Here is a 16,292-nt window from a genome sequence, read left to right on the forward strand (position 1 = left end):
TGTCAGCAGCCTGACCGCCTGGCATCCGGTCAGCGCGCTGGTTCAAAAGAACACCCGCAGCAATGGCTGCGGGCACCCCAAGTCTACAGGTACGCGTATCTCGACTTCATGATGAAGACGAGGCCGATTCAGTTTGTCGGGTGAATCGCGACAACAGCACACGATCCAACAGCCACACCACCACCAGCGAAGCGCCCACCAGCGGAAACGCCACCGCCAGTGCGAACATGATCACCATCGCGGTTTTCCATTTCGGCAGGTCGTGACGCAGCGGCGGGACACCGAACTTGCCTTGCGGACGGCGCTTCCACCAGATCACCACGCCACTGACCGCACTGAGAAAAATCATCAGGCAGATCAGCAGGACAATGATCTGGTTGAGCGTGCCGAACATCTTGCCTTCGTGCAGCATTACGCCGATTTCCGTGGCGCGGGCGACGGCACCGTAGTGCTCGTAGCGTACGTCGGCAAGAACGTTACCGGTGTACTGATCGACATGCAGGGTGGCGTCGTTGCGCGGGTCATCGGCAAACACGGCGATGGTGAACACGCCGGTGTCCGTGGTCGGCAACGTGATGCTGTAGCCAGGCTCGACCTTGCGTTGCACAGCGATGTCCTGCACGTCCTGCAGGCTGATGGTCGGTGCGGCCGGGCCGGCTTGCGCTGCACCATGGGCCATGTGTTCGGCGTGATCGCCGGACATCGGCATCGGGGTATTTTCCATGGCCCACGGCACCGTCTGGCGGGTGGCACTGTTGAGGCTGCGCGCTTCGACGTCGGACTTGGGCACGTTGTCCCACATCGCCGCCGGAAAGACGTTCCAGACGGCGGCGTATTGCTGGCCCCAGAAACCGGTCCAGGTCATGCCGCTGAGCAGCATCACCAGCAGCAACGAAGCACCCCAGAAACCGGTGACGGCGTGCAGGTCACGCCACAACACACGGCCTCGACTGCTCAGGCGTGGCCAGAGAATGCCCGCGGCCTGACCGCGCGGCCACCACAGGAACACCCCGGACACCACCAGCACCACCCCCCAACCAGCGGCCAGTTCCACCAGTCGGTCGCCGACGGTGCCGATCATCAGCTCGCCGTGAATCGCCCGCGCGACCGCTTGCAGGTTTTTCTTGGCGTCTTGCTCGCCGAGGATGTCGCCGTGGTACGGGTCGACGAACACGTTCAGCTCGTTACCGCCGTTGAGCACGACAAACTGCGCGCTGCGCTCGGCGGTTACCGGCGGCAGGTATTGTTTGATCGTGCCTTGTGGATACGCGGCCTTGACCCGGTTGAGCAGGTCATCGGCCGGCACCGTGTGGTGCCCGGCAGGTACGTTGAGCAGGCTGCTGTACATCAGTGAGTCGAGTTGCGGTTTGAACAGATAAATGGTGCCGGTCAGGGCCAGCATCACCATGAATGGCGCAACGAACAATCCGGCATAGAAGTGCCAGCGCCAGGCCAGGTTGTAGAAATTCACTTTGGGCTGTTTCATCACGTGTGCTCCGCTTGGCTGAATCTTTTAGTTGTTTGTTTGCGGTTGCTGCGCAACCGATCGCGAGCAGGCTCGCTCCCACAGGGGAGCGGGCTGCTCGCGAAGCATCTAGAAACTCATATCCACCTTGGTCCAGAGCGTGCGCCCTGGTTCCTTGATGGCTTGCGGGTCATTGGCCGGGTAGCCGAAACCGGCGTTGCCGGCCAGGTTCAAGTGTTCGGCGTAGGCCTTACCGAACAGGTTGTCGACGCCGCTGCTGACCTTCCAGTGCTGGTTGATCCGATAGGCGCCGTTGAGCGAGAACACGGCAAAACCCGGGGTCTTGTCGAAGTCCTTGCCGACCACGTTGCCTTTGTTCTGGTCGATACGGTTTTGCGCGGCAACCACTCTCCACAGTGCGCCGGCGCTCCAGTTGTCTTCGCTGTAGGTCAGGCCGAAACGGGCGTCCAGCGGCGGCATTTGCGGCAAGGCATTGCCATCGCTGCTGTTCTTGCCCCAGGCGTAGGCCAGGGTGGCGTCGGCTTTCCAGCGTTCGGTGAGTTCGTAGGCGGCGCCCAGTTCGCCACCCATGATTCGCGCATCGATGTTCTGCGCTTGCGAAGTCATGCCCATCATGGCGGGCGTGTAGTTGAACAGGATGTAATCGCGTACCTGGCCGATGTATGCCGAGGCCCAGGCATCGAGGTCTGCGGACTTGTATTGCAGGCCGAAGTCGAGCTGGGTAGTTTTTTCGGGTTTGATCGAATCGAAGGCATTCACCGATCCGGCGGGGCCGGAATTGGGCGAAAACAGTTCCCAGTAATCCGGGAAACGCTGGGTGTGGCCCAGGCCCGCATACAGCGTGGTCGGGCTGTCGGCCAGGTCATGTTCGTAGCGGATGAAGCCACTGGGCAGGGTATCGGCACGGGTGTCGTCGGCGGTCGGGTTGGGGCGGGTCATCATCCCCGAACCGATGGTTTGCCGGTAATCCTTGGCCGAAGCGCGGTCCAGGCGTGCACCGCTGATGAGTCGGTCACGCTCGGCGGCGTACCAGGTCAGTTCGCTGAACACCCCGTAATTGTGGAAGTCGGCATCCTTGGTGTACGGCAGATCCTGGTAAGTGTCGATGCCCATGGCTCTGCGTTGGCGGTGTTCGTTGGTCTGCGCGTCAATGCCGCCGATCAACTGCACATCGGCCCAACGCCAGGTGGCCTTGACTCGCGCGCCAAGGGTGCGACGGTCGACGTTCGACGCCATCGGGCCAGCCATCATCCCAGTGCCGGACGGCGTGCGCAGCGTGTAGTTGTCCATCACATGGTCGGCGTAGTTGTAGTAGACCTGTGCCTCGAGCTTTTCCAGGACGTCGCTGATGTTGGACTTCTCGAAGCGAAGGCCCAGGCTCTCGCGCTTGAACTGCGAACCGTCCATGCCGCGCCCGGCGTAACGCGCCTCGCCGTCACCCTTGCCGGCGGTCAGCTCCAGCAGGGTATCGGCGTCCGGGGTCCAGCCGAGCGCGACGTCGCCGTTCCATTTGTCGTAGCGCGATGCCACGGTGTCGTTGTTGCCATCCTTGTAGTCGTCGGCCTGGGCGGTGTTGCCGATCACCCGCACATAGCCCAATGACCCGCCGGCGGCTGCGTCGACCAATTTATCAAACCGGCCGTTGGAGCCGGCCAGCACATTGGCGTTCACCCGCGTGCCGAGCTCACCGAAACGTTCCGGTTCGCGGTCGAAGAGGATGGTGCCGGCCGAGGCACCCGGTCCCCAGAGCACGGTTTGCGGACCTTTGATGACGGTCAATGTGTCGTAGGTTTCCGGCGAGATGTACGAGGTCGGTGCGTCCATCCGGCCGGGGCACGCGCCGAGCATCATGCCGCCGTTGGTGAGGATGTTCAGGCGCGAGCCGAACATGCCGCGCAGCACCGGGTCGCCGTTGGTGCCGCCATTGCGCACCTGGGCGAAACCCGGAATGGTTTTCAGATAGTCCGAACCGTCGCTGGCCGGCACGGGTTGGCGCGGCTCTTTGGGGTTGGTGACGATGGTCAGTGGCGAGCTGGGGGCAATGGCGGTGATGACCGTCGGGCTCAGCTCTTCACCATGATCTGCGTGTTCATCGGCCAGCGCGGACGGCGCCAGCAAGGCACCGCACAGGATGGCGGTGGCGTGCCTGAAGCGAATGCTGGATTCGTTCAGGGCAAGGGAAGCTTGGGCAGCGCTCAAGCAAGGGACAGCAGCAATCCTGGACATGACAATTTCCATCGAACAGTCGTAAACGACACGGTCGCTCCTACAGGACCGTGTGAAACCAGCAGTGGGTGTTTACGCGACGACGGGCGGGGCGCGGGTGCGGGCGCCAGGGAAGAAGGTTTGCCGGGCATGACCCAGGCGAGGGGATGGCGTGGTGTACGAGTTGGCGGGCGGGGTGTCAAACGCGGTGAATGCCCCGCCACCGGTGAGCGCCGGGCAATTGAACAGCAGGCTGCAATAGCCGCATTTTTCCCAGATTGCGTGATGCCCGGACGCTGGCGGGCAATGCTCGGCATCCGGTTGTGCGGCGTGGTCCGCGTGCTCCATCGCCGACATGTCCATGCTCATGTCCATCGACATGTTCATGGACATCGAGGCGCGCTGATCCATCGGCATCGACTGGGAAATCAGCGGGCCGATAAAGATCATCAACATGGCGAACAGGCTGATCCAGCTGCCGCGCGTCAGGCTCAATGGCTGACGACGGTGGGCGGATGACCTGGTGCCTGGCGGGCGCATGGGCGGCTTCAGCTCGGCGGATTACTGAACGTGCGCGTGCTTTTGCGTGGCCTCGGGCGCCTGCTTCTGCACCGCCACTTCGACCGTCACGTCACCGGACTTCTCGAAGTGCAGGGTCAGCGGGAAGCGTTTGCCATCGATGAGCAGGCCGCGGTCCTTCAGATTCAGCAGCATCACGTGATAGGCCATCGGCGCAAAAGTGACTTCGCCGCCAGCGGGGATTTCCACGTTCGGTACGTGCTGCATTTTCATTACGTCGTTTTGCATCAGATGCTCATGCAACTGGGCCTCGCCTGAAATCGGCGAATCGACGCTGAGCAGGCGGTCGGCGGTCTTGCCTGCGTTGTGGATCACGAAGTAGGCCGCGACGTTCGGCGCATTGGGCGGCAACTCCTGCGACCAGGGATGAGCGATTTCCAGCTCGCCGACTTTGTATTCGTGGGCATTGGCAAAGCAGGCAGGCAGCAGCAACGCGGCCAGAACGATGAGTCTGTTCAACATGGCAGTTCTCCAGGCGATTCAAAACGCAGATCAATTGCGAGAAACAATCACACCAGAGGGGAGGCACGGGGGTTGAGGCTGGGCCATTGCTGGCGGGGTGTCGGGGTATTGAATGCGGCGGGAGGCAGGCTTCGATTCGCTTCGAACTGCGTGTAATACAGTTGTGGCTCATGTGCGGGCAACGCCACCAATGGCGCGGAGCCGCTGCAGCACCAGCAATGCTGCATGTTGGAATGGTCGTCGCTTTGCGGGGCTTTCTGCTCGATATCGCCCAGGGAAATCGCCACCATCCTGGTGCCGCTGGACGAGCAGAAGCTGCCCCACAGCAATTGTTCGGCTGGCGACTTCGCCGTCTGCGCCATCGCTCCGGACATCGGCATGGCGAGCATGTTGAACAGCACTGCGAAGCAGGCGATCCAGGCAATTGCGAGCCGTTGTCGGGACATGGGACAAATCCGGTGGGTGGGCGATCAGGCGCGGCTATTTAGCCTGATCAGGGCCGATAAGTAAAAACACCGTGTGCGGTGTGGTGTCGCAGTGCAATCAATCAGCAATGGCATGCAAGCGCAGGCCCAAGGCTTTCATAACCTTCATGATAGTCGCGAATTCCGGATTGCCACTACTGCTCAGCGCTTTGTACAGACTCTCGCGTCCCAGGCCGGCATCACGGGCAATTTGTGTCATACCCTTTGCTCGGGCTATATCGTTCAGAGCTGCGCGTATCAGTACACCGTCGCCAGCATCCTCTTCAAAGCAGGCGTCCAGATAAGCCGCCATTTCTTCCGGCGTTTTGAGAAACTCGGCGGCGTCAAAACGGGTGAATCGTTCGGCCATGACTTACTCCTCATTACCGATGTTTTGTGCCATTTGAATAGCACGTTTGATATCTCGTTTTTGAGTCGATTTGTCGCCTCCGATCAACAGTAGGTAAATCACCTCATCTTTGCGAGTGAAGTACAGCCTGTAACCAGGACCGTAATGAACACGCATTTCATGAACAGCAGCGCCTACTGATTCACAATCACCAAAATTTCCATGTTCAGCGGCACGGAGCCTGGCGATTATTCGAGCTTTGCCGATGGTGTCCCTCAACGAGTTGAGCCAGTCGGCAAACACTCGTGATCGTTCAAACTCGATCATCTCGAATCGTATTCCTTGGGATACATTGTGGCAAGCAACACTTTTCTCCAGGCGAGGCCATTCACCTGTGGATGGTGGGTGTGCTTGATAGGATCAGGAGGGAGAGGACTATAGGGTTAGAGTCCTGGCGCGGACAGTCAGATCAGTCCGAGAGTGTTGTGAGCAAAGTCGCAGGGCTCAGCAGGTCTCAGGAATAGTCCGACTCCGCTAGGGCGTCCAGCAAATCTACCACCGACCCGAACTCTCGATCTGACGCCGGCAACTTCGGCCGCTTCAACACCAGTACCGGCACCCCACGCTCGCGCGCCACTTCCAGCTTCGGCTCGGTAGCCGTGCTGCCGCTGTTCTTGCTTATCAGCACATCGATCTGCCGACGTTCGAACAACTCGCGCTCATCAACGATCTGGAACGGTCCACGAGCGCCGATCACTTCGCAGCGGTCATTGCCGGGGTACACGTCCAGCGCGCGCAAGGTCCAGAATTGCTCGGGCGGAATTTCGTCCAGGTGTTGCAAGGGCTCGCGACCCAGTGTGAACAGCGGTCGACGGAAGGGTTTCAGGGCCTTGATCAACTCGGCCCAAACACTGACTTCGCGCCAGTCATCGCCGGGCTGTGGTTGCCATGCCGGACGTCGCAGCGCCCAGCAGGCGATGCCGCTCAAGCGAGCCGCCAGCGCGGCGTTGCGACTGATCTGGGCGGCGTAGGGATGAGTCGCATCCAGCAACAGATCAATCCGCTCATTGCGGATGAACTGCGCCAGGCCTTCGGCACCGCCGTAGCCACCCACGCGAACCTGGCAATTCAAGTCCGTCGGCACTCGACCGACACCCGCCAGGCTATAGATGTGTCGTGGGCCGAGGGTCCGGGCAATCGCCAGGGCCTCGGTCACGCCGCCCAGCAGCAGAATGCGCTTCATTGAAAAGCTCCCGCATGGCCGACAATCCCGCCCTGGCGATCGATGGCAAACACTTCAACCTGAACCTGCGCCGGCACCACGCTGCGGGCAAAGTCCAGGGCGTGTTGGCACACGGTATCGCCGAGGGCGATTCCTGCGGCGCTGGCCATCGCCAGGGCCTGTTGACTGGTGTTGGCTTCACGGATGCTTTGCTGCAGCGCCGTATCGGCGCCGACTGCGGCGGCCCATTCGGCCAGTTGCGGCAGATCGATGCTCGAATGCCGGCTGTGCAGGTCCATGTGCCCGGCGGCCAGTTTGCTGATCTTGCCGAAGCCGCCGCACAGGCTGAGTTTTTCCACCGGGACTTTGCGCAGGTGTTTGAGCACTGCACCGACGAAATCGCCCATTTCGATCAGGGCGATTTCCGGCAGGTTGTAGACCCTGCGCATGGTGTCTTCGCTGGCGTTACCGGTGCACGCGGCGATGTGCAGATAGCCGTTGGTCTTGGCCACGTCGATACCCTGGTGGATCGAGGCGATGTAGGCCGCGCAGGAAAACGGCCGGACAATGCCGCTGGTGCCGAGGATCGACAGGCCGCCGAGAATGCCCAGGCGCGGGTTCATGGTTTTCAACGCCAGGGCCTCACCGTTCTCGACATTCACCGTGACCTCGAAACCGCCGCGATAGTCGAGTTCTTCAGCGAGCAGCGCCAGGTGATCGCTGATCATCTTGCGCGGTACCGGATTGATCGCCGGCTCGCCGACGCCCAGCACCAGCCCCGGTCGAGTGACCGTGCCAACACCACGCCCGGCAATGAAACCTGTACCCGGCTCACTGCGCAGGCGCACCTGGGAGTAGAGCAGTGCACCGTGGGTCACGTCGGGATCGTCCCCGGCATCCTTGATCGTCCCGGCCTCGGCGCCGCCGTCGATCAATCGGCAGAATTCCAGGCGCATCTGCACCTGCTTGCCTTTGGGCAGGACGATTTGCACGGCGTCCGAACTTACACCGGCGAGCAGCAAGCGAGCCGCTGCCAGGCTGGTCGCGGTGGCGCAGCTGCCCGTGGTCAGGCCGCTGCGCAATGGGGCAGGTTGTTCGGCGGTTTCGTCACGCATCGAGGGGTTTGACCACGTCCAGCAAGGTAATCGGCAACGCCTGGCGCCAGGTGTCGAAGTCTCCCAGGGGTTGTGCCTGGGCGATATGAATACGCGTCAGCTCGCCGCCGTGCTGTTCGCGCCAGGCCATCAGGGTCATTTCACTTTGCAAAGTGACCGCATTGGCAATCAGGCGGCCGCCGGGTTTGAGCGCTGCCCAGCAAGCGTCGAGCACGCCTTCACGGGTGACCCCGCCGCCGATGAAAATCGCGTCTGGGCGTTCGAGTCCCGCCAGGGCTTGCGGTGCACTGCCGCGAATCAGTTGCAGGCCGGGCACGCCGAGTGCGTCGCGGTTGTGCTCGATCAACAGCTGCCGACCTTCATCGGCCTCGATGGCCAGCGCCCGGCAACCTGGATGAGCGCGCATCCATTCGATGCCAATGGAGCCGCTGCCAGCGCCGACATCCCATAACAGATCGCCGGGAACCGGTGCCAGTCGAGCGAGTGTGATCGCGCGCACATCGCGTTTGGTCAGTTGTCCGTCGTGCCTGAAGGCGGAGTCCGGCAGGCCGGCTAGTCGCGACAGGCGCGGTGTGTTGGGTTCTGCGATGCACTCGATGGCGATCAGGTTCAGGTCGGCGAGAGTCGGGTCGGCCCAGTCGTTGGCGGTACTGTCGATGCGTCGCTCGGCCTCACCACCCAAGTGTTCGAGCACGCTCAGGCGGCTCGGCCCGAACCCGCGTTCGCGCAACAGCGACGCGATCGCGGCAGGGCTTTGGCCGTCATTGCTCAGCACCAGTAGACGAACGCCACTGAACAAGTGCGCATTAAGTGCGGCAATGGGGCGGGCGACCACCGACAGCGTCACCACATCCTGCAGCGGCCAGCCCATCCGCGCGGCGGCGAGTGAACAGGACGATGGCGCGGGCAAGACCAGCATTTCATCGCTGGGCAATTGCCGGGCGAGGCTGGCGCCGACACCGAAGAACATCGGGTCGCCGCTGGCCAGCACGCAAACCGGTTCGCCGTGCCGTTCCAGCACCGGGGCCAGCGAAAACGGGCTGGGCCACAATTGCCGCTCGCCACGAATGCACACCGGCAGCAAATCCAGTTGCCGCTGACCGCCAATGATCCGCGAAGCGCCCAGCAGGGCGTGCCGAGCGTTCTTGCCCAGGCCCTTGAAGCCGTCTTCACCGATGCCTACCACTGTCAGCCAAGGGGGCATGCCATTCCTCTTCTATCGACCAAAGCCAAATCATCACCGCGCTCAAGTCCGTCTCGGCCGGCGCGGTTGCGCATCATAACGCGGTGTCGATTGTATTCGCCCGTCGTCAGTCGATGAAATCGCGGTCAAGGCCGATGGCTGCCCTGCAAAATGATGGGATTTATCCTGATTATCTTATGGGCTGTTTTTCAGAAGGTCGAATCTCTTCATTCTGATCTCGCGACGCTTTTTATCAATAAGCGTTCTTTTTGTTTCAAGTATTCTTTTATCCAGTTTGAGATAGGCCCGTTGCTGAATGATTGTGGCAGAGCGCTTTTCCGACTCGATGTACAGGAAGTTGCTTTCTTTTGTAGACGTTACCAATTCAAGATTGAATACTGCGATTTCAAGAAACCCCTTGGCGTCATAGCGGGCGGGGATAACCTGGAAGTGCCGCCCCAGCAGGCTTTCCTGGTCCAGGGAGAGCAGCGCCGGCTTGTCGGGTTTCAGTGCGTCGAGCGTGTCGATCATTGCGTTCCCCTGTCGGCTGTCGGGCATCTTTCCAGCGCTCTCGACCAGGAAATCCGCAACGCTCCTCAGGACGTCGTGACGGGTGCGGGTAAAGATTGCATCCTGGAAGACGGACCAGCCGAGGAAGCTCAGCGTCGTCACATATTCATTCAGCCACTTTGTCGAATCGACAAAGCGGCTGCAGGCCTTGTCGGCGGATTGGGTGGCGATCTGTGTGCAGTGGGTCAGGTCGTCATGATCCGCAAGTGACAAATCTTCTATGCACGAAAGCAGATTGGGGCCGGTCAATACGCCGGAGAAGTTGTTATTGTTCATATTCAGTCCTTGAATAAAGATAGTGTTGGGAGAAGTGGTTTTCCTGTTGGTGAAAGTACAACAGCCTGTTTGCGGTTGAAATGAAGTTGGCGTGAAGAACTGATACTTGCTGTTAAATGCACCGGGGTTCAGATTTCAGCAAAGCGACCATTGACCTTTGCGCGAGCGCGCTTCGTCGTCAATCCACTTGAGCTTTTTCATCCCGCCGGGCAAAGCAGGCATAATGCGCCCCTTCGTCCCGTTGCCGGTCATCCCTGTGAATTCACCCCAGACATCCAGTCCCTTGCGCCCATCGGCCTGTCCCGGGTTGTTGCGTGTCGTCCAGGCGCTGGATGGCGGCATTTGTCGAATCAAACTCGCCGGCGGGGCTATTCGTGCAGATCAGGCCGTGGCGGTGGCTGATGCCGCCGAACGCTATGCCGGGGGCGTGATCGAGGCGACCAACCGCGCCAATCTGCAAATTCGCGGAATTGGCCAGCAGTCCGCCGCGTTGATCGACAGTCTGCTGGCCGTCGGGTTGGGACCTGTCAACGTCGCAGGCGATGATGTGCGCAACCTGATGCTCAGCCCCAGCGCCGGCATTGACCGGCACATGCTGATCGACAGCGGGCCCTTGGCCCGGGAAATCCTCGACAGCTTGCAAACCCATGCGCGTTTCCATGAGTTGTCGGCCAAGTTCGCCGTGCAACTGGATGGGGGTGAAGCCTTGGCCATGCTCGAACATCCCCATGACCTCTGGCTGAGTGCGGTTGAGCGAAACGGCGAGCCAGTGCTGGCTTTCGGTCTGGCGGGGTGCCCCACCGAGACGCCGGTAGCAGCGGTATTGCTGCGCGACGGGCATGCCTTGGTGGTGGCGGTGTTGGAGTTGTTTCTCGAACTTGCACGGCCGGATCAGACCCGGATGCGACATCTGCTGGCTGAGCATTCGCTTGATTCGCTGCTGCAACGGCTGGCTGAGCGCGTGCCCTTGTTTGCCATCGAGCCATGGCCGCGCCCGACGGCCCCTGCGGGATTACACATCGGCTGTTATCCACAGCGTCAGGAAGGCCTGGTCTATGTCGGCGCCGTGCCACCTTTGGGGCGGCTGGACCCGACGATGCTCAGGGGGGCGGCTCATCTGGCCGAGGCGTTTGGTGATGCCAGCCTGCGCATGACGCCTTGGCAAAGCCTGTTGCTGCCCAATATTCGCGATGAGGATTCACCCGCCCTGCGCCAACAATTGCAGGCGTTGGGTTATCTGGTCGACGCCGACCAGACCCTGGCCCATCTGGTGGCCTGCACAGGATCGGCCGGTTGCGGCAAAGGCCTGGCGGATACCAAGGGCGACGCGCGGCAACTGGCCGAACGGCTGCATGATCAATCCGCGCAGGTGCAGGTTCACTTGTCGGGCTGCCCACGCTCATGCGCGTGCGCACACACGGCGCCCGTCACCTTGTTGGCGACGTGCCCTGGTCACTACGACCTCTATTTTCGCGATGCCGCGCAGCCGGGTTTCGGCGCGCTACACGCACGCAATCTTACTATCGACGCGGTCGCGGCCTTGCTCGACGCCCGCTCACGGAGCCCCCTTGATGCTTGATTACATCCGCGACGGTCAGGAGATCTATCGCAATTCCTTCGCGATCATTCGTGCCGAGGCCAACCTCGAGCGCATTCCGGCCGATCTGGAAAAACTCGCCGTCCGTGTGATCCACGCTTGCGGCATGGTCGATGCGATCGACGGCCTGCAGTTTTCCGCAGGCGCGGGCAAGGCCGGGCGCGATGCGCTGGCTGCCGGCGCGCCGATCCTGTGTGATGCGCGGATGGTGTCAGAGGGCATCACCCGCACGCGCTTGCCAGCGAACAATCCGGTCATCTGCACCCTGCGTGATGAAAGCGTTCCCGAGCTTGCCCGTGAATTGGGCAATACCCGTTCCGCCGCTGCGCTGGAGCTTTGGCGTCCGCATCTGGAAGGCAGTGTGGTAGTGATCGGCAACGCACCGACGGCATTGTTCTACCTCCTCGAAATGCTCGACGCTGGCGCCCCGAAACCGGCGCTGATCCTGGGCTTCCCGGTGGGCTTCGTTGGCGCCGCCGAATCCAAGGCAGCGCTGGCCGCCGACAGTCGCGGCGTGCCGTTCGTTATCATGCAAGGCCGGCTGGGCGGTAGCGCCATGGCCGCCGCCGCCGTCAATGCCCTCGCCACGGAGATCGAATGATGCAGCAACCTGGACGCTTGATCGGCCTTGGCGTGGGACCCGGTGATCCGGAACTGATTACCGTCAAGGCCCTGCGCTTGCTGCGTGAATCGCCGGTGGTGGCGTACTTCGTCGCCAAGGGTAAAAAGGGCAATGCTTTCGGCATCATCGAAGCGCATTTGCAGGACGCACAAACCTTGCTGCCACTGGTGTATCCGGTGACCACCGAGGCATTGCCGGCACCGCTGTCCTATGAGCAAGTGATCAGCGATTTCTACGATGCGGCCGGTGAAGAGCTGGCAGCGCATCTCGATGCGGGTCGTGACGTGGCAGTGATTTGCGAAGGCGATCCGTTTTTCTATGGTTCCTACATGTACCTGCACGATCGACTGGCGGAGCGTTACGAGGCTGAAGTGGTGCCGGGTGTCTGCTCTATGCTCGGTGGCGCTTCGGTGCTGGGTGCGCCGTTGGTGTATCGCAATCAGAGCTTGTCGGTGCTGTCCGGCGTGCTGCCTCACGATGATCTCAAGCGCCGTCTGGCCGACGCCGATGCGGCAGTGATCATGAAGCTGGGACGCAACTTCCCGAAAGTCCGTCAGGTGCTGGAAGAGCTCGGATTGGCCGAGCGTGCGCTGTACGTCGAACGCGCGACCATGGCCAACCAGAAGATCGTGCCGCTGGATCAGGTCGAGCCGATGTCATCGCCGTACTTCTCGCTGATCATCGTTCCCGGTGAAAGGTGGCAAGGCTGATGACTCGTCCAGCTCCGGCCATTGTCATTCTCGGCAATGGCAGCCTCGCGACCGCGCGCAGGATTCAACAGCTGTACCCCGGCGCCTTGATCCACGGCCTGGCCGAACGGGTCGTCGGTGCCGATCGCACGTACCACGAATTCGGTGCGACGTTGCGCGAGCTTTATCAACAAGACACGCCGATCATCGCCCTGTGCGCAGCCGGCATTGTCATTCGCACCCTCGCGCCGTTACTGCTGGAGAAGGGGGCTGAGCCGCCCGTGCTCGCCGTCGCCGAAGACGGTAGCGCCGTGGTGCCGCTGCTCGGTGGGTTGGCAGGCGTGAACGTGCTGGCGCGGGAGATTGCGGCCGGGCTGGACGTGTCGGCGGCGATCACCACCAGTGGCGAATTGCGTTTTGGCACCTGCCTGCTGAACCCGCCCAGCGGCTACGCCTTGGGTGATCTCGAGCTGGGTAAACGCTTCGTTTCCGATTTGCTCGCCGGTGAATCGGTGCGAATCGAAGGCGCGGCACCCTGGCTGGCGCAGGTGCAGTTACCGGAAAGCCCGCAAGCGCGGCTGGCCGTGCACGTCGGTCATGCCGAGCGTCCGCCGATAGCCAATGAACTGCTGATTTATCCACGCAACGTGTTGGTGGCTGTCAGTGCCAGCGTGGCCGATGTGCCAAGTGCGGTTCGCGAGGCTTTGCATCAGGCAAAAATCGCCGTGCAGTCGTTGGCCTGCCTGCTGGCCGCCGATAGTGAAATGTCCAGTGCGACGCTGCGTGAAGCGGCGCTTGAGCTGGGTGTGCCCCTGCGTTTTGCCAGTGATGTCGGCGCAGTCAGCCAACTGCTGCGTAACGCCATCGACCAGCCTGTTGTCATGTTCGGCGATGAGGCCGTTGCCATCGCTGTTGCCGAGCAGCCTCTGGACCCCTTGTCCATTGGCCGTCCTCGCGGTCGTCTGGCAGTGATTGGTCTTGGTCCTGGCGCTGCCGATCTGATGGTGCCCGCGGTCAAGGCGGAGCTGGCCCGTGCCAATGACGTTCTCGGTTACGAAACCTACGTGCGCATGGCGGGACCGTTCCGTGCGGATCAGGTCCTGCACTGCACCGACAACCGTGAAGAAATGCAGCGTGCACGCCACGCGTTTGAGCTCGCGGCGCAGGGCCGTTGCGTAGTGGTGGTCTCTTCCGGGGATCCCGGTGTATTTGCCATGGCCGCGGCGGTGCTCGAGGCACTGCATGAGTCCCGCGATCCAGCGTGGCACAACGTTGACCTTGAAATCCTGCCGGGCGTTTCGGCATCGCTGGCAACAGCTGCCCAAGCGGGTGCACCGTTGGGGCATGACTTCTGCGTACTGTCGCTATCGGACAATCTCAAACCGTGGGACATCATCGAGAAGCGTCTGGACCTGGCGGCGCAAGCCGACCTGGCGATGGCCTTCTATAACCCGATCTCGCGTTCCCGGCCTTGGCAGTTGGGGCGTGCGCTGGAAATCGTCGCCCTGCATCGGACTGCTGACACGCCGGTCGTATTGGGGCGTGATGTCGGGCGCCCGGGGCAGACGTTGCGGGTCACGACACTCGGCCAATTGACGCCGGATCAGGTCGACATGCGAACCATGGTGTTGATTGGCTCATCCACGACTCGGGTGTTTCCTCGGCCTCAAGGATCGTTGTGGGTGTACACGCCGCGTAGCTACGGTGACAAGTTGGTTGATATCAACTAGTCAAGTCGCAGTTCTATAGGTCGGATTATTCGGGTTGTTCTGCTCGAATAATTCGCCTGTTGGCGGGTTGGTGCAGGTTTTACATATATGGAAATTTAATTGGGTTTGTTGCTCGGTAAGGGGGTGGGTTAAATTCGGTTTTATGCCCAGGAGGGCTGTAGACGAATTTAAAGGAATGTTGGATATGGAAAGTTTTGAAAATTCAAGCACTCCCAAGGGTTGCACTGATTTGGGCAAGGCACGTCTTGCCAGGGCCAAGGAGCTGTTGGTTAATGTCCCTCGTGCAAGAGGTTTAGTGGATTCGGCTGCTTCGAGTCCTACCAAGGAACTGGATGCCTTGGTCTTGGGTAATTCACTCATCGGTTACGGCGATGGTATTTCGCTTGAAAACATGATGATTGTCGAAAACCTCATAAGTTTTTCGAAGCTGGAAGCCGATCACGAAACTAAAAATGATCCGAACCCTGCTGCCTGGCATCGAGCATTCATCAATTGCATGCTGGACATGGGGTGTGCTGTTCCCGTCCATGCGAGCGTGGAATACAACAAGCAGTCTGGGTCGGGGACGATGAAAAATGTCGTCACGTCTATTGTCCAGGCCGGTATTGCTGCAGCAAAAGCCGCCATTCCCGGTGCAACGGTGTTGAGTGCCGTGGCAGACACCACCTTGACTGCTTTGGAAAAAGAGCCTGAAACAGTCAAGCTGTTCAATTACGAAGTCGTGACTGCAAAAGGTGTGAAGCTGGCCATAATGCCATGCGAGCAAGCGAAGAATGGTCTTATTATTATTTCCTTTTCGTCTGTTAATCATGAAAGTAATAAGTTTGGCGGCGAAGTTCTGTTCTTTGATCTCAAAGTCACGAATGTTGATATTTATCAGGGTTCAAATTTTCTCACCTTCAATCCTTTTGCTTACGCTGAAGTAAAAGATGATATTGAATCTGTCCTTGGGCTGCGTCGCAAGGACGTGCGGGCCAAACGCTTTGCACGGCACAGGAAGTAAAAATAGTCAGACTGGGCCAGAGGTGTTTACCTCAGGTTTGAACGAAGGATATAGACCTATGGACTATTCGATTTACATCAATGGATGGTGCGTGCTGGCTGTATCAAAAGCGTTGTCGTCCGCCACTAAACAAGATGTGATTGATGCTTTGCTTTTTACTCAGCTTGCTGCTGATGAAGACTTCCCTGACGAACCGAACGGTCTGGATTGGTTCGAGGCTTACAAAAGTATCTTGTATGAGTGTGGCTGGGTCTACGACCGGCAAAACGTGACGACCGGTACCTTTACATCCATTGCCGAAAAGGCGTTCTCGTTGAAAGAGGCATTTGCGACGGTCCTTGAAAACAATCTGGATGGTGAGCAGGCGACTGTTTTACTGGCAGCGTTGGATAGAGTCGCCGAGTTGCCGGACAAGCTGAACGTGGAGCAGATCTTCCGTCAACAGGCAGCACTGAATGTGAAGGGGCTGAAGCGCATCAGGGCGTGCATTGGCGTGGTCAATGAATGTGGATTCTTGAGCAGCGCTTCGGTTTTTTTTGATACCCGCGGATCAGTCGGCAGGCTTTTAACGGGGCGTGAGTTTGCTTTTAGTGATCTGCATGGCGCGGTGAACGCCTATTTCTACACCGCTCGTTTCAATGCGGGCATCTATGGCGAGTACAGAGAGGATACCGTGCAGTGGCTAGGTGCACGGCGACAGTTTGAACCTCTGGAGATCGCCAGGCTGACGATTTAGCAGG

General features: G+C 60.2%; 17 protein-coding genes. 6 read left to right on the forward strand and 11 right to left on the reverse strand.

All coding sequences use genetic code 11. The features are described 5' to 3' along the window. Nucleotides 1-106: 106 nt before the first annotated feature. The 11 genes from HFK74_RS14400 to HFK74_RS14450 form a co-directional block, all read right to left on the reverse strand. Entirely contained in the window at nt 107-1,486 is a 1,380-nt protein-coding gene (locus HFK74_RS14400) for a PepSY domain-containing protein (RefSeq protein ID WP_180204069.1), read from the reverse strand. Between the two features lie 108 nt (nt 1,487-1,594). Next, a complete protein-coding gene (locus HFK74_RS14405; RefSeq protein WP_180204070.1) occupies nt 1,595-3,712 on the reverse strand; it encodes a TonB-dependent copper receptor in 2,118 nt (705 codons plus the stop codon). Between the two features lie 72 nt (nt 3,713-3,784). After that, complete coding sequence (locus tag HFK74_RS14410; protein WP_180204071.1) at nt 3,785-4,231, reverse strand: DUF2946 domain-containing protein; 447 nt, start codon at nt 4,229-4,231, stop codon at nt 3,785-3,787. A gap of 21 nt (nt 4,232-4,252) precedes the next feature. Continuing rightward, a complete protein-coding gene (locus tag HFK74_RS14415; protein ID WP_180204072.1) occupies nt 4,253-4,732 on the reverse strand; it encodes a copper chaperone PCu(A)C in 480 nt (159 codons plus the stop codon). Nucleotides 4,733-4,779: 47 nt separating this feature from the next. Continuing rightward, nucleotides 4,780-5,178: a DUF2946 domain-containing protein gene (locus HFK74_RS14420; RefSeq protein WP_180204073.1), complete on the reverse strand. Its 399-nt coding sequence runs from the start codon at nt 5,176-5,178 to the stop codon at nt 4,780-4,782. Between the two features lie 97 nt (nt 5,179-5,275). Next, nucleotides 5,276-5,566: an addiction module antidote protein gene (locus tag HFK74_RS14425; protein WP_008058866.1), complete on the reverse strand. Its 291-nt coding sequence runs from the start codon at nt 5,564-5,566 to the stop codon at nt 5,276-5,278. Nucleotides 5,567-5,569: 3 nt separating this feature from the next. After that, complete coding sequence (locus HFK74_RS14430) at nt 5,570-5,872, reverse strand: type II toxin-antitoxin system RelE/ParE family toxin (protein ID WP_180204074.1); 303 nt, start codon at nt 5,870-5,872, stop codon at nt 5,570-5,572. A 187-nt stretch (nt 5,873-6,059) separates the two neighbouring features. Further along, the gene (locus HFK74_RS14435; RefSeq protein ID WP_180204075.1) at nt 6,060-6,788 is read right to left on the reverse strand and encodes a cobalt-precorrin-6A reductase; all 729 of its coding nucleotides are present in this window, start codon (nt 6,786-6,788) and stop codon (nt 6,060-6,062) included. Continuing rightward, complete coding sequence (locus tag HFK74_RS14440) at nt 6,785-7,882, reverse strand: cobalt-precorrin-5B (C(1))-methyltransferase (RefSeq protein WP_180204076.1); 1,098 nt, start codon at nt 7,880-7,882, stop codon at nt 6,785-6,787. Before HFK74_RS14440 ends, HFK74_RS14435 begins: the two co-directional genes overlap by 4 nt. Beyond that, nucleotides 7,875-9,086 carry a precorrin-6y C5,15-methyltransferase (decarboxylating) subunit CbiE gene (gene cbiE, locus HFK74_RS14445; protein ID WP_180204077.1) on the reverse strand — a complete coding sequence of 404 codons (1,212 nt, stop codon included), beginning with the start codon at nt 9,084-9,086 and terminating at the stop codon, nt 7,875-7,877. The genes HFK74_RS14440 and cbiE overlap by 8 nt, the downstream gene beginning before the upstream one ends. A 174-nt stretch (nt 9,087-9,260) precedes the next feature. Next, on the reverse strand, nt 9,261-9,911 hold the full coding sequence (locus HFK74_RS14450) for a hypothetical protein (protein ID WP_180204078.1): 651 nt from the start codon (nt 9,909-9,911) through the stop codon (nt 9,261-9,263). Nucleotides 9,912-10,134: 223 nt separating this feature from the next. Here HFK74_RS14450 and cobG point away from each other — a divergent pair, with 223 nt between their 5' ends. The 6 genes from cobG (at nt 10,135) to HFK74_RS14480 (ending at nt 16,288) form a co-directional block, all read left to right on the forward strand. Beyond that, nucleotides 10,135-11,490, forward strand: a complete 1,356-nt coding sequence (gene cobG, locus HFK74_RS14455) for a precorrin-3B synthase (RefSeq protein WP_180204079.1) — start codon at nt 10,135-10,137, stop codon at nt 11,488-11,490. Further along, nucleotides 11,483-12,109 carry a precorrin-8X methylmutase gene (locus HFK74_RS14460; RefSeq protein ID WP_008058850.1) on the forward strand — a complete coding sequence of 209 codons (627 nt, stop codon included), beginning with the start codon at nt 11,483-11,485 and terminating at the stop codon, nt 12,107-12,109. Before cobG ends, HFK74_RS14460 begins: the two co-directional genes overlap by 8 nt. Further along, nucleotides 12,109-12,840 carry a precorrin-2 C(20)-methyltransferase gene (locus HFK74_RS14465; RefSeq protein WP_017336332.1) on the forward strand — a complete coding sequence of 244 codons (732 nt, stop codon included), beginning with the start codon at nt 12,109-12,111 and terminating at the stop codon, nt 12,838-12,840. Before HFK74_RS14460 ends, HFK74_RS14465 begins: the two co-directional genes overlap by 1 nt. Continuing rightward, nucleotides 12,840-14,549, forward strand: a complete 1,710-nt coding sequence (gene cobJ, locus HFK74_RS14470) for a precorrin-3B C(17)-methyltransferase (RefSeq protein WP_180204080.1) — start codon at nt 12,840-12,842, stop codon at nt 14,547-14,549. The genes HFK74_RS14465 and cobJ overlap by 1 nt, the downstream gene beginning before the upstream one ends. A gap of 184 nt (nt 14,550-14,733) precedes the next feature. Beyond that, on the forward strand, nt 14,734-15,552 hold the full coding sequence (locus HFK74_RS14475; protein ID WP_180204081.1) for a hypothetical protein: 819 nt from the start codon (nt 14,734-14,736) through the stop codon (nt 15,550-15,552). A 58-nt stretch (nt 15,553-15,610) separates the two neighbouring features. Then, nucleotides 15,611-16,288, forward strand: a complete 678-nt coding sequence (locus HFK74_RS14480; protein WP_180204082.1) for a hypothetical protein — start codon at nt 15,611-15,613, stop codon at nt 16,286-16,288. The last annotated feature ends 4 nt before the right edge of the window (nt 16,289-16,292 follow it).

The organism is Pseudomonas sp. SbOxS1 (assembly GCF_013416725.1).
Taxonomy (GTDB): domain Bacteria; phylum Pseudomonadota; class Gammaproteobacteria; order Pseudomonadales; family Pseudomonadaceae; genus Aquipseudomonas.